Annotated in this window: 11 protein-coding genes; 3 read left to right on the top strand and 8 right to left on the bottom strand. The window is 57.3% G+C overall.

Annotated elements, in window-relative coordinates; genetic code table 11:
• Positions 1–993: a bile acid:sodium symporter family protein gene (locus Abin_RS10530; protein WP_048846688.1), complete on the bottom strand. Its 993-nt coding sequence runs from the start codon at positions 991–993 to the stop codon at positions 1–3.
• 150 nt (positions 994–1,143) lie between these two features.
• On the opposite strand from Abin_RS10530, the gene Abin_RS10525 reads away from it, so the two are divergent.
• Positions 1,144–2,040 (top strand): hypothetical protein, encoded by an 897-nt coding sequence (locus Abin_RS10525; RefSeq protein ID WP_255319264.1) that lies wholly within the window; start codon positions 1,144–1,146, stop codon positions 2,038–2,040.
• Between the two features lie 82 nt (positions 2,041–2,122).
• Here the strand turns inward: Abin_RS10525 and mfd are convergent, their stop codons facing one another.
• The gene (mfd, locus tag Abin_RS10520; RefSeq protein WP_048846684.1) at positions 2,123–5,602 is read right to left on the bottom strand and encodes a transcription-repair coupling factor; all 3,480 of its coding nucleotides are present in this window, start codon (positions 5,600–5,602) and stop codon (positions 2,123–2,125) included.
• On the bottom strand, positions 5,599–5,919 hold the full coding sequence (locus Abin_RS10515) for an FAD assembly factor SdhE (RefSeq protein ID WP_048846682.1): 321 nt from the start codon (positions 5,917–5,919) through the stop codon (positions 5,599–5,601). The genes mfd and Abin_RS10515 overlap by 4 nt, the downstream gene beginning before the upstream one ends.
• Before the next feature lie 68 nt (positions 5,920–5,987).
• Between Abin_RS10515 and recG the strand changes: the two genes are divergently transcribed.
• A complete protein-coding gene (gene recG / locus Abin_RS10510; RefSeq protein WP_048847049.1) occupies positions 5,988–8,129 on the top strand; it encodes an ATP-dependent DNA helicase RecG in 2,142 nt (713 codons plus the stop codon).
• Here the strand turns inward: recG and Abin_RS10505 are convergent.
• The 5 genes from Abin_RS10505 to Abin_RS10485 all read right to left on the bottom strand — a co-directional run bounded on the left by Abin_RS10505 (position 8,126) and on the right by Abin_RS10485 (position 11,348).
• Positions 8,126–8,746: a thiamine phosphate synthase gene (locus tag Abin_RS10505; protein WP_048846680.1), complete on the bottom strand. Its 621-nt coding sequence runs from the start codon at positions 8,744–8,746 to the stop codon at positions 8,126–8,128. The genes recG and Abin_RS10505 overlap by 4 nt on opposite strands.
• The gene (locus Abin_RS10500; protein WP_048846678.1) at positions 8,743–9,519 is read right to left on the bottom strand and encodes a thiazole synthase; all 777 of its coding nucleotides are present in this window, start codon (positions 9,517–9,519) and stop codon (positions 8,743–8,745) included. Before Abin_RS10500 ends, Abin_RS10505 begins: the two co-directional genes overlap by 4 nt.
• A 3-nt stretch (positions 9,520–9,522) precedes the next feature.
• Positions 9,523–9,720 carry a sulfur carrier protein ThiS gene (gene thiS, locus Abin_RS10495; protein WP_048846676.1) on the bottom strand — a complete coding sequence of 66 codons (198 nt, stop codon included), beginning with the start codon at positions 9,718–9,720 and terminating at the stop codon, positions 9,523–9,525.
• 61 nt (positions 9,721–9,781) lie between these two features.
• Positions 9,782–10,756 carry a glycine oxidase ThiO gene (gene thiO, locus Abin_RS10490; protein WP_048846674.1) on the bottom strand — a complete coding sequence of 325 codons (975 nt, stop codon included), beginning with the start codon at positions 10,754–10,756 and terminating at the stop codon, positions 9,782–9,784.
• 115 nt (positions 10,757–10,871) lie between these two features.
• Positions 10,872–11,348 carry a DUF3429 domain-containing protein gene (locus Abin_RS10485; RefSeq protein ID WP_048846672.1) on the bottom strand — a complete coding sequence of 159 codons (477 nt, stop codon included), beginning with the start codon at positions 11,346–11,348 and terminating at the stop codon, positions 10,872–10,874.
• Between the two features lie 185 nt (positions 11,349–11,533).
• Here Abin_RS10485 and eno point away from each other — a divergent pair, with 185 nt between their 5' ends.
• Positions 11,534–12,811, top strand: a complete 1,278-nt coding sequence (eno, locus tag Abin_RS10480) for a phosphopyruvate hydratase (protein WP_048846670.1) — start codon at positions 11,534–11,536, stop codon at positions 12,809–12,811.
• The last annotated feature ends 99 nt before the right edge of the window (positions 12,812–12,910 follow it).

Genomic DNA, 12,910 nt, shown 5'->3' with positions numbered 1-12,910 from the left:
TCAGCCTTCCACCATTGGGGATGACTGTGCTCCTTGTTCGGCCTCTTTCGCCTTTGTCATAGCTGCAAATTTACGCGCCAGAACTGCACAGACAAACAATTGAATCTGGTGATAGATCATCAGAGGCAGGACAATCAGCCCGACCGACGCTGCAGGGAACAGAACATTCGCCATTGGCACGCCCGATGCCAACGTCTTTTTTGACCCGCAGAACACAACCGCAATTTCATCCCGCAGCGGCATACCGCTCAGGCGGCTTCCAAATGCGGTAATAACCAGCACACATACCAGCAGCAGAAAATCGACAACCGCAATCAGACCAAGCTGACTGACTGGAAGGCGATGCCACAGCCCCTGCATCACGGCATCACTAAACGCGGTGTACACCACAATCAGGATAGACCCGCGATCCGTCATGGACAGCAGCTTTTTATTGCGATGTGCCCAGTCACCAATCCAGGGCTGCAAAATCTGGCCCAGCACAAACGGCAACAGAAGCTGAAAGACAATATCCATCACGCTGCCTGATTGCGCGCCATGGCGTGCCAGCACCAGCCCCACCAGAAACGGTGTGATGAAAATACCGAACACGTTTGAAGCGGTAGCCGCACAAACGGCAGCAGGCACATTCCCGCCACCAATGGAGGTAAACGCAATCGATGATTGCACGGTCGATGGCAGACAGCACAGAAACAGCACGCCCAGCCACACCTCGTTCTGCAACAGTCCCGGCATAACAGCGTGAAGCGCCAGCCCCAGTAGCGGAAACAACACAAACGTGCTGCACAGAATCATCAAATGCAGACGCCAGGCAGTCAGACCATCAACCACGGCTTTGCGTGAAAGACGGGCACCTTGCAAAAAAAACATCATGGCAATGACGACAATGGCCAGCCACCGAAAAACCGGTACAGCATCGCCATGGCAGGGGAAAAAAGTCGCCAGCAGCACGGTGCCAATCAGGCTGAGAAGAAACGGGTCCAGTCCAAACATGCTGCGAAAGTCTTTCCTGCCTTCTGTGCGGGCCTAAACTGACAAAACCGCACTATTTTTCACATCCAGATTGCGTAAGCCGTCTGCTTACGCCACCTTTACGCACAAATGAAAGCACACACCATTCCTCCCCTGGCCTCTCTCACGCTCGTGAGCATTGGCGTCTCCTGCATTTCTGTCCTCTTTGCCGGACAGGCACAGGCGGCTCCGCCTGCCAGTTGTGCCGTCATCACCCATGGCGGCACGCAGTCTTCAGGGCACGATGTGTCCTATGACAGCACGACCGTACGCACACCCGATGGCGGCACAATGCTTACGGTCAAGCAGATGCATTACGTCGCACCCAGTGGTGATGACACCAATGTGCAAAATCAGGCGGATGCTGCGTCCCTTCTGCTTGTCTCCGCCATGACTGGCCACCACAACGCAGCATGTTCAGACTGGCTTCAGACACAAGGGGAAGCCGTTGCCAAAGGCCTGAAAGCCGGTGGCACTTATGATCTGACCTGGTCTGGTGCCACTATTGCCCGCGGCACTGCGCATGTTGGCATTGGTAGTGCGCACCTTAAGCTGGAAGGTAGCAGCAGTGCCCACACCAGTGCGGCAACCCTTGCGCTAACCGGGCTCTCATTTCGAAACGTGGCCAATCAGGACCTTCTGCCTTCAGCTGCCCATGCAGCCTTTTCATTGCCGTCGTCCGAACTTCCGGCCCTGATGGCTGCCATTGGTGGCAAAGCGGAGCAGGCCCCGGCAGTGCACGTTACCATTTCCAATTTTGATGCCGAACGTGATTCGGTACACCTGAAAGGGAACGGCACGGCAACGCTGACAGGGAATGTGAACGCCACGTCAGCCTCTGGTCATCTTGAGATCACGGAACTGGAATCCCTGATTGAAAAAGCCCGAGCCGCCAAACAAATGAAACTGGCCGCTGGGCTGGTGCTCGCCCGGCTTGTCAGTCATGCGCAGGGTGGTGCAAATGTCTGGAACACAAGCTGGCAGGGCGGTGTATTGACGGTCAATGGCTTCCCGCTCCCGCTTAAATAATTAAAAAGGGCTGCTCTCTTTGAAAGAGAGCAGCCCTTTTTCTTGCACTATTGAACGGCTTTCAGCCGAATCTGCTCGTAGCCTACGCAGCTTCTGCCGGTACTTTCTGCGCCAACTTCGCCAGATCACGCAGTACGCGTCGGGCCAGATCAATCCGCTGCACATTGGTCAATTCACGCACAACCGCAAGTTTATGGTCTGTGCGTAGCCGTACCACACCATCTTTCCAGCGCCCCATCCATTGCACCAACCCGGCAGGGTTACGGAACGCGTTATGCCGGAACTGAAGCACCATGCCCTTCGGCCCAGCCTCCAGCCGCTCAATACCCGATGCGCGGCATAATCTTTTAAGATCAACAATATCCAGAAGGTTTTTGACTTCTGGCGGCACAGCGCCGAAGCGGTCCACCAGTTCAGCTTCCATTGCTTCAAGTTCAGCATCTGATGCCAAACCGCTGATACGCCGATAAAGGCCCAACCTGACGGGCAGGTCTGGCACGTAATCAACCGGAATAAGCACTGGCAACCCGACAATAATGTTGGGCGTCCAGTCCCTGTCTTCCGCACGTCTGCGGCTAGCATCGGCGCGCAGATCAGCCACAGCGTCTTCCAGCATCTGCTGATAAAGCTCAATCCCGACTTCACGCACATGGCCCGACTGCTGGTCACCCAGCAGATTACCCGCACCACGCAAATCCAGATCATGAGACGCAAGTGTAAAGCCCGCCCCCAATGTGTCGAGCGTCTGCATGACCTCAAGCCGCTTCTGGGCTGATGCCGATAAAACATGCGTTTGCGGCCATGTCAGATAAGCGTAGCCACGCTGTTTGCCACGCCCCACACGCCCACGAAGCTGATACAACTGCCCAAGGCCGAACATATCGGCCCGATGGATAATCAGGGTGTTTACGGCTGGCATATCCAGACCGCTTTCCACAATATTGGTGGACAGCAGGATGTCATATTTGCCGTCCGAAAACTCGGTCATGACACGTTCAAGTTCAGTCGGTGTCAGCCTGCCATGTGCCTGCACCAGTTTGGCATCCGGCACAATGGCGGCCAAACGCTCTGCCAGACGATCAAGGTCTTCAATGCGGGGGGCCACGCAGAAAATCTGCCCCCCACGGAAGCGCTCACGCTGAATAGCCTCACGAATCACCACACTATCAAATGGCATGATGAACGTGCGAACGGCCAGCCTGTCTGTGGGCGGAGTAGCAATCAGGCTCATTTCCCGCACCCCGGACAGGGAAAGCTGCAAGGTTCGGGGCAGCGGGGTGGCCGAAAGGGTCAGCACATGCACGTCTTCACGCAGTGCCTTCAGCTTTTCTTTATGCTTCACGCCAAAATGCTGTTCTTCATCAATAATCAGCAATTCGAGCGCAGCAAACTTCACGGTTTTCGCCAGCAGCGCATGGGTTCCGATCACAACGTTGACCGAACCGTCTTCCATACCCTTGCGCACGGCCGTGGCGTCCTTGGCCGTTACCATGCGGGAAAGCTGGGCAAATTTTATGGGAAAGCCCTCAAACCGTGCGGCAAACGTGCGGTAATGCTGACGTGCCAACAATGTTGTTGGCACCACCACCGCTACCTGCCCACCTGACATTGCCGCGACAAACGCAGCACGCAGCGCGACTTCGGTTTTACCAAACCCGACATCCCCGCAGACCAGCCGGTCCATCGGACGGCCAGACCCCATATCCTCCAGCACATCGGCAATCGCACGGGCCTGATCATCGGTCTCGACAAACGGGAAGCGGGCACAGAATTCGTCCCACAGCCCCTCCGCCGGGGCCAGAACCGGAGCCTCTTTCAAGGCGCGCGCCGCTGCTGTCCTGATCAGTTCGGAAGCCATATCACGGATGCGCTGCTTCATCCGCGCCTTGCGGCCCTGCCACGCAACGCCGCCCAACTTATCCAGCGGCACACCAGCCTGATCAGACCCAAAACGGCTTAGAAGCTCGATATTTTCGACGGGCAGATACAGCTTTTCATTACCGTCATACAGCAGCCGCAAACAATCATGCGGGGCCACCCCAACGCTGACTGTTTCAAGCCCATCGTAGCGGCCAATACCGTAATCCTGATGCACCACCAGATCACCCGCTGTTATTTCTCCAGCTTCGGCAATCAGTTCATCCGCACGGCGGCGGCGGCGCGGTGGTCGGCCAATCCGTTCGCCCAGCAGATCCTGCTCGGACACAAACGCCATATCTTCAGCCACAAAGCCACGTTCAAGGCCAAGTGTCAGAAGCCCCACCGAGCCGGGTTTGGCCTTTTTAGCCTGCTCCCAACTATCATAGCTTTGGGTCGCAACGCCGTTTTCACGCAACAAAGTTCCAATACGCTCACGCGAGCCCTTGCTCCACGCGGTAACGTATGCGCGCCGATTAACCTGCCCCCAGTCCCGTACCTGTTCACCCAGCAGGGTGAAAACCTGCTCACGCTGAGCATTGGGGACAATTTTGGCGAACATCTTGCCCGGACGGCCACCCACATCCATTCCGCTAGCCCCGTCCGGCTTTGCATATGGGCTAAACGCCACCACCGGTAGACGTGCAAGAATGGCATCCCATCCCTTGGCATCCAGATACAACAAATGCGGCGGCAGAGCGCGATAAGGGGTCTCGCCTTCACGCGGTGGCTGACGGCGGGCCTGATAATGATCCTCGATCATTTCAAGCCGGGTCTTCAGAACCTCCTCCGCCTGATAATCAAGCGAGACCGAGGCCTTGGGCATATAGTCGAACAGTGTTTCCATCTGGGTATGGAACAAAGGTAGCCAGTGCTCCAACCCCGGATAACGCCGTCCATCGCTGACATGCTCGTAGAGCGGATCACTTGCCGCAGCAGGTCCAAACACATCACGCCACCCAGAGCGGAAGCGCGAAATACTCTCCGGGTCGAGCGAAAACTCAGACACAGGACGCAAGGTCAGTTCTGTCAGTTTATCCGTTGACCGTTGGGAGCCCGGGTCAAACGCACGGATATTTTCAACTTCGTCCCCAAACAGATCAAGCCGAACCGGCTCAGCAGCACCGGCGGGATACAGGTCGAATATCCCGCCCCTGCTGGCGAACTCACCAGCTTCCATAACTGTATCCGTGCGGGTGTAACCGTTGGCCACCAGCAGTTCGATCAGAAAAGCCTGATCCAGACTCTCGCCCTGACGGATCGTCAGGGATTGCCCCTCAAATGTCTTGCGTGGGGAGACACGCTGCACAACGGCAGCGACAGTTGTCAGCACAAGCCGGGGTTTGCCATTGCTGGGTTCCAGCAGGCGCGTCAGCGTGGCAACACGTTCCGCCACAATGGCCGGATTAGGGGAAACACGGTCATACGGCAGGCAATCCCACGCGGGGAAGCGAAGTGTCTCCACATCTGCCGCAACATAGGCCAGCAAATCTGCCAGCCGCGCGGTTGAGGCATCATCACGGGCAATATGCACAACTGGCCCGTTATGTTCACGGGCACGACGTGCCAGCAGAAAGGCATCATACCCATCTGCAACGCCCCAGACTGGCGCTATGCGCCCCTCAACACGCGTGTCTCCCGTCATTCCGTTTTCCCGGCTCCTTTTGCGCGGCAGGCTTCAACCATGCGGCGTAACATGGGGGTTGCTTTTTCCTCAGGCAATGGCAGGCGGCCAAACAGCCAGTCTGTCAGTTCCGGGTCTGGCATCTGCATAATGGCATCCATGTCGTCCAGCTCGGCCGCTGTCATGGTGCCTACATTGGCTTCGACAAACCCACCAATCAGAATGTCGGTCTCAAACGTGCCACGATGGTTGGCACGGAACACCAGCCTGCGGCGACGGGCGGCAAGCGGATCTTCTTCTGAAGTATCGGCGGTGGGGGCACTAAAATTGTCTTGCATGGCGTAGCTGTCCTATAGCCTTGGCGTTCCTGTCTGTCAGCCGTCAAACAGAGGCTTCTGCATCTCCGGTGTCCAGTCCCTTCTCCATCACATCCTCTCCGGTTACGGGGCAAGCTGATCTTTCAGCCCTTGCTGCCGTTCTGGCTCCCCTTGACAGCCTACCCGGCGTCAGCGTGGCCCGCGCAAAGCTGCTCAGCCGCATTGCCGGGGGTTCCCGCGTGCTTGACCTGCTGTTCTGCCTGCCTGAAAGCGTGACTGACCGACGCGCCCGCCCGCTTCTGGCGCAACTCAGCCCCGATACAATTGCTACGGTAACGGGTGTGGTTCTTGATATCCGCGCACCGGCCCCACGCACCCGCCAGCCGTGGCGCGTGACAATAGAAGATGAGACCGGCCGCATTGAACTGGCCTTCTTCTCGCCATGGCAGGCCAAACAGGTTGTGGTGGGCGAATCCATAGTCGCTTCTGGCAAAGTCGAGCGGTTTCATGACCGTCTGACCATCACCAGTCCCGATTATCTGCTTCCCGCCCGTTCCGCTGACCGTATTCCAAAATTAGACCCGGTCTGGCCCCTGACAGCGGGTCTGTTTACGGGACAAGTGCGGCAGGCCATGACCGCAGCACTGGAACGCCTCCCCGCGTCGCTGCCTGAATGGCATGCAGCTGCCACCTTGAAGCGTCGCCGCTGGCCGGATTTTCTCACCGCCCTGACATGGATGCAGTTTCCCGACCGCATACCAGGTAGTGACACAGGGGAAGACTGGCGGGCCGAACAAACCCGCGCACAGGCGCGTCTGGCGTTTGATGAACTTCTTGCAGACCAGCTTGCCACCCGTATTGCACAAAGGGCATCCCGCAGCAGGCTGGGTCGATCTCTGACCGGAGACGGGCACCTGCAACGTCAGGCACTCGCCCGGTTTGGGCACACCCCCACCACAGGGCAGAAAAAAGCCCTGTTTGAAATTGAAGCCGATATGGCCGCCCCGTATCGGATGAGCCGCCTGTTACAAGGAGATGTGGGCGCGGGGAAAACGCTGGTCGCGCTTCTATCTATGTTGCGTGCGGTTGAAGCCGGGACGCAGGCCGCCATCATGGCCCCGACCGAAATTCTGGCGCGCCAGCACGCTACGACGTTTGAACGCCTCTCCCCCGTGCCGGTGGTGTATCTTTCAAGTTCGGTCAAAGGCAAAGCCCGCAAACAGGTGCTTCAGGCCATTGCTGATGGCACAGCCCCGCTTGTGGTCGGCACCCATGCACTGGTGCAGGAAACCGTGCAGTTTGCAGACTTGGGGCTGGCAGTCATTGATGAACAGCACCGCTTCGGGGTCGAGCAGCGCCTTGCACTGGTAGAAAAAGGGCACAGCGCCGACATGCTGGTCATGACGGCCACCCCCATTCCCCGCACGTTATTGCTGACCCGTTTTGGCGATATGCAGATCAGCAAGCTGGAGGGAAAACCCGCTGGCAGGCAACCTGTGCGAACGTCCCTGCATAGCATCGGCACGATGGATGAGGTTCTGGCTGGTCTTGACCGGGCTCTGGCCAAAGGGGCGCAGATTTTCTGGGTATGCCCGCTCGTTTCTGAAAGTGAAGCCCTTGATATTGCCGCAGCAGAAGCCCGCCATGCTGAACTGACAGAACGATTTGGCCCAATAGCCGGGCTGGCCCATGGCCGACAGGACGCCGCAGTGCGTGAGGAAGCACTAGGCGCCTTTGCCCAAGGCCAGACACGTATGCTGGTGGCCACCACGGTCATTGAAGTCGGTGTTGACGTCCCCACCGCAACCATCATGGTGATTGAACATGCTGAACGATTCGGGCTGGCGCAGCTTCATCAGTTACGTGGCCGCGTTGGGCGGGGGGCTGCTGCCTCCTACTGCCTGATGCTGCATGATGATGGGCTGGGGCACACAGCCCGCCGCCGTCTGACCTGTCTGCGGGAAACAGAAGACGGCTTTCTGATTGCTGATGAAGATTTCCGCCTGCGGGGTGGGGGAGATGTCACAGGCCGCCGACAATCTGGCCTGCCCGATTACCGCATGGCGTCAGAAATATTGGTGGATATGCTGTTAGATGCCGCGCACGAGGAAGCAGAGCACATCCTGCCCGATACCGCACCCGATCAAAATCAGCCTTTACCGCCCGCCGCGCAGACCTTGCTGACTTTGTTCAACAAAACCGATGCCGCCCGTATTTTTGCGGGCGGCTAAGGCTGTGTCAGGCCGCCGTCAGCTTCCGCCAGCCACCGTTTGACCTGCCCTTCAGGGTCAGCATGTTGTGTGAAGTCTGAAACAGCCGCGACACTATCTGCGCCAGCATCCAGACAGGCCGGCAGTCGGTCAAAGCTGATACCACCGATTGCCACCAAAGGCAGATCCCCAATCAGCTTTTTCCACTCTGTCAGCTTTTCCACGCCCTGCGGCCCAAATGCCATTTTTTTCAGGCGTGTTGGCCAGATGGGGCCCAGCGCCACATAGTCAGGGTTGCAGGCCAACGCACGGTCAAGTTCTTCGTGGCTATGGGTGCTCAGACCCAATCTGATACCAGCCTTGCGAATAGCAGCCAGATCTGCTGTATCCAGATCTTCCTGCCCCAGATGCAGGTAATCAATTCCTTCATCCAGCGCAATCTGCCAGTAGTCATTCAAAACCAGACAGACGCCATGCTGCTTAGCGTACTGGTGTGCCTGTCTGATTTCAGCCAGCAACTTATCTGGCGCGTAATCCTTGACGCGCAACTGAATAAACCGTGCACCGGCCGCACCCAGACGGTTGACCCATTCTGCCGTATCCACAACCGGGTAAATTTTCTGGGGGAGTGCGCTCATGCCAACATGGCCTTTCCAACAACAGGGGTAGAGGGAGCCGCCATGTCACGCTCCTCCATCGGGTCAGCTTTTCGGGCCAGAGAACCTGCCTCGACCGCCAACCGGAAGGCGCGCGCCATAACGGCTGGGTCTCCCGCCTTGGCTACTGCGGTGTTAATCAGAACAGCATCATAGCCAAGTTCAAGCGCCTGCGCTGCGTGGGACGGCACCCCAATACCCGCATCCACCACCAACGGCACATCCGGGAAATGGGCGCGTAGGGCACGCAGGCCGAACACGTTATTTAACCCTTTACCCGACCCAATCGGCGCGCCCCACGGCATCAGCACTTCGCAGCCAGCAGCCAGCAGACGCTCAGCCACCACCAGATCTTCCGTGGTATAGGGAAACACCTTGAAGCCGTCTTCTGTCAGAATACGGGCTGCCTCAACCAAACCGAATACGTCTGGCTGAAGGGTATCCAGTTCGCCAATAACTTCCAGCTTCACCCAGTCCGTGCCGAACACTTCACGCGCCATATGGGCCGTGGTTACAGCTTCCTTCACCGTATGGCACCCGGCGGTATTTGGCAGCACTGGCACACCCAAATCCCGAATCAGGGTCCAGAATGCCTGCCCTGCCCGTTCACCCGCAGATTCGCGGCGCAGCGATACCGTCACCACACCCGGTTCGGCAGCCAGCACCGCATCGCGCAAAATATCGGGCGAGGGGTACTGCGCCGTGCCCAGCATCAAAGGGGATGAGAGTTCAACACCGTAAAATAAGGCTGTCATGCCTCAGCCTCCCTGCATCGGGGCAACAATTTCCACTTTTGCACCATCGCGCAGATCGGTTTTTTCTCGCAGTGGTACAGGAACAAAATCCCCGTTCATGGCTGTGGCAATCCGTGCGCCGCTATAGCCGAGTTCATCAATCAGCGCGGCCAGCGTTCTGGCTGAAACTTCATGAACCTCATCATTCACCATGATCTTCATACGGGTATTCTCCCCTTCTCATCCCCGGCACGTAAGCACAGCATGGTCGGTGTGCAACCTTTTAGGCTGCCCGCCCGAAGATAATATCCGCCGCTTCACGCGCCCGCGCTGGCGAAAGCAGAAAACCATGCCGATACATGCCGTTAACAAATACGCGCCTGCCATCCTGCACCACACGAGGCATGTTATCCGGATAAGACGGACGCAAGCCGGTGCCCATTTCCAGAATTTCAGCTTCGGCAAAACCCGGATGCAGCGTCCACGCTGCATTCAGCAGTTCCGTCATGGACCGCACCGTCATGCCGCCCGCATTTTCGCTCTCAATCATGGTTGCACCCACCATGAACACATGATCCGCCCGTGGCACAATATAAATGGGAATACGCGGGTGCAGCATTCTGACAGGACGATGAAGCTCTACATCCGGGCAGCGGAGTAGCAGCATTTCACCGCGTACGCCGCGCAGGGTTGGTAAATCCTGCCTGACGTTCAGCCCTGTGCAATCAACCACCCAGTCAAAGCCAGTTTCATCAGGTTCATTCGCGGCAGAAAATACGGCTTTTCCCCCTAGGGCTTCCAAGCGGGCCAGCAAAGCGACCAGTGCCTTGCGGGGGTCAACATGCCCTTCATCAGTAAAAAACAAACCTTTATGAAACCGTCCAGCAAGGTCTGGTTCCAGACGCGCAATTTCAGCACCATCAATGGTTTCAAAATGGGATGTGCGGCGGCCAAACCGGGCAATCTCGCCCACGTCACGTGCGGGGGCCAGCACAAGGCTGCCTGCCCGCGTGACATCCGTTACATGGGCGGCCCACCAGTCCACCGACTCAATCGATTGCTCCGTCACTTCCGGCGGGGCTGATTCGGCTTCACACCACGGGGCCAACATTCCGCCCGCCATCCAGGACGCTCCGGCTCCTACACGGCCACCAGAGTCATACAGCGTGACCACCCCGCCACGTTCTGCCAGCGTGACGGCTGCCGTCATGCCAGCAACGCCAGCCCCTTTTACCAGTATGTGCGGCTTATTGCTCATGGTGCATTGCCCCTTTCACACCCTGCCTTGCGGTCGCTATCGGGCATCTCAAACTCAAGCTGGTTTGTTATAACGCGTATAGGTTATACGCCACCCCGGCGCATTCACTACCCCGTCAGAACGCGCGGGCTACCAGCACAATAATCAGGCTGCACTCCATCACAGCCGTCGCAATCCAGCGCAGGCCCATATAACCGGTAGGCAAGGCCCCCCGCCGCCAGCCTTCACGTTCAACCAAAGCCAGCACAGGCATGGCCACGGCCAGAGCCGCCACGCCCGCAACAGGCTGCCATGCAAACGCCAGATAGGCGGCCACCCACCCTGCCAGCGCGGGGAAAATTCCCAACACCAAGCGCATGGTATCAACCCGATCTGCCCCTGCCGTGATGATGGAGGGCGACGGATCAAGCGCCAGCCCCCACTGCACCGCCCCCCAGAATGTGAGGCACACCGCACCGTAAAACACAAAGCCCATTAGCAGATTGGGCACCGGCACCCCTGAATTGAAGAAAACAATACAGCACGCACCAAATAGAAAGGGCAGTAATCCGGCCATTGTCAGCACGACGGCCACAAACGGAAGTCTTTTCATGAGCGTTCGGTGTGCCTCCTCTGCACGCTTTCCTGCAATAGATTGGTTGACAGAAAAGCCCAACAGGCTGCCACTAGCAACCGCACGGGAACATCGGCTTCCGTGTTTCGTTACGCTCGAAAACAAGAACAAGATACACCGCTGCCGGATCAACGTCCGGCACCAGAAACGGGAATGAAAAAAGTATGAGTGCCATTGTCGATATCATTGCGCGCGAAATCCTCGACAGCCGCGGCAACCCAACGGTTGAAGTGGATGTAGAGCTGGCTTCTGGCGCAAAAGGCCGGGCAGCCGTTCCGTCCGGTGCGTCCACAGGCGCGCATGAGGCAGTGGAACTGCGTGACAAAGACCCCAAACGCTATAACGGCAAAGGGGTTCTGCAGGCGGTCGAGAATATTGAAAACGAAATTCTCCCTACCCTGCAGGGTGCCGAATCCTCGGATCAGATCGACATTGATAACGCGATGATTGATCTGGACGGCACGCCAAACAAAAGCCGCATGGGGGCCAACGCGATTCTGGGGGTTTCTCTGGCAGTTGCAAAAGCGACGGCGGCTGAACTTCAGGTTCCGCTCTACCGCTATGTTGGCGGTGTTTTTGCCCACACCCTGCCTGTTCCCATGATGAACATCGTGAACGGTGGTGAACACGCTGATAACCCGATCGATATTCAGGAATTCATGATTCAGCCAGTTGGTGCGCCAACTGTGTCAGACGCCATTCGCTGGGGGGCAGAAATTTTTGCTCACCTGAAAAAGGCACTTCAGGCAGCAGGGCATAACACCAACGTAGGTGACGAAGGTGGATTCGCCCCTGCCCTGAAATCTGCTGATGATGCACTGGGCTTTATCTCCCGTGCTGTCGAATCGGCTGGGTATCGTCTGGGTGAAGATGTCACGTTCGCGCTTGATTGCGCTTCCAGCGAATTTTACCGCGACGGCAAATATAACCTGAAGGGTGAAGGCAAGGTTTTCGATGCCGCTGGCATGGTCAGCTATCTGGAAGACCTGACCAAGCGTTACCCCATTGTTTCCATTGAAGATGGTCTGGCTGAAGATGACTGGGAAGGCTGGAGCCTGCTGACTGAAACACTCGGCCGCAAAATTCAGCTGGTTGGGGATGATCTGTTCGTGACCAACCCGGAGCGTCTGCGTCGTGGCATTCAGGCAGGCGTTGGTAATTCCTTGCTTGTAAAAGTGAACCAGATTGGCACGCTGACTGAAACGCTTCAGGCTATCGAGATGGCTCACAAGGCTGGCTACACCGCCGTCATGAGCCACCGCTCTGGCGAGACGGAAGATTCGACCATTGCTGATCTGTCAGTCGCCACGAACTGCGGCCAGATCAAAACAGGTTCGCTCTCACGCTCTGACCGGACGGCAAAATACAATCAGCTTATTCGGATTGAGCAGGAACTGGCCACGGCTGCCCAGTATGCCGGCCGCAGCATTCTGAAAGTCTGATTTTTCTTACGTCAAAACGGTCTGACACCAGACCGCCAGAAGCCGCATGGACATCCATGCGGCTTTTTTTGCCTCTTACCCATAGGCTTTTGCTTTTCT

Source organism: Acetobacter indonesiensis (genome assembly GCF_000963945.1).
In the GTDB taxonomy this organism is placed as follows: Bacteria; Pseudomonadota; Alphaproteobacteria; order Acetobacterales; family Acetobacteraceae; genus Acetobacter; species Acetobacter indonesiensis.
This window is presented reverse-complemented; position numbering and strand designations above follow the sequence as displayed.

What these genes read in the sequence shown, in the direction of transcription:
- thiS (WP_048846676.1), bottom strand. Translation starts at nt 9,720, where the DNA reads ATGAAGATCATGGTGAATGATGAGGTTCATGAAGTTTCAGCCAGAACG.
- Abin_RS10515 (WP_048846682.1), bottom strand. Translation starts at nt 5,919, where the DNA reads ATGCAAGACAATTTTAGTGCCCCCACCGCCGATACTTCAGAAGAAGAT.
- Abin_RS10485 (WP_048846672.1), bottom strand. Translation starts at nt 11,348, where the DNA reads ATGAAAAGACTTCCGTTTGTGGCCGTCGTGCTGACAATGGCCGGATTA.
- Abin_RS10505 (WP_048846680.1), bottom strand. Translation starts at nt 8,746, where the DNA reads ATGAGCGCACTCCCCCAGAAAATTTACCCGGTTGTGGATACGGCAGAA.
- Abin_RS10500 (WP_048846678.1), bottom strand. Translation starts at nt 9,519, where the DNA reads ATGACAGCCTTATTTTACGGTGTTGAACTCTCATCCCCTTTGATGCTG.
- Abin_RS10530 (WP_048846688.1), bottom strand. Translation starts at nt 993, where the DNA reads ATGTTTGGACTGGACCCGTTTCTTCTCAGCCTGATTGGCACCGTGCTG.
- mfd (WP_048846684.1), bottom strand. Translation starts at nt 5,602, where the DNA reads ATGACGGGAGACACGCGTGTTGAGGGGCGCATAGCGCCAGTCTGGGGC.
- eno (WP_048846670.1), top strand. Translation starts at nt 11,534, where the DNA reads ATGAGTGCCATTGTCGATATCATTGCGCGCGAAATCCTCGACAGCCGC.
- thiO (WP_048846674.1), bottom strand. Translation starts at nt 10,756, where the DNA reads ATGAGCAATAAGCCGCACATACTGGTAAAAGGGGCTGGCGTTGCTGGC.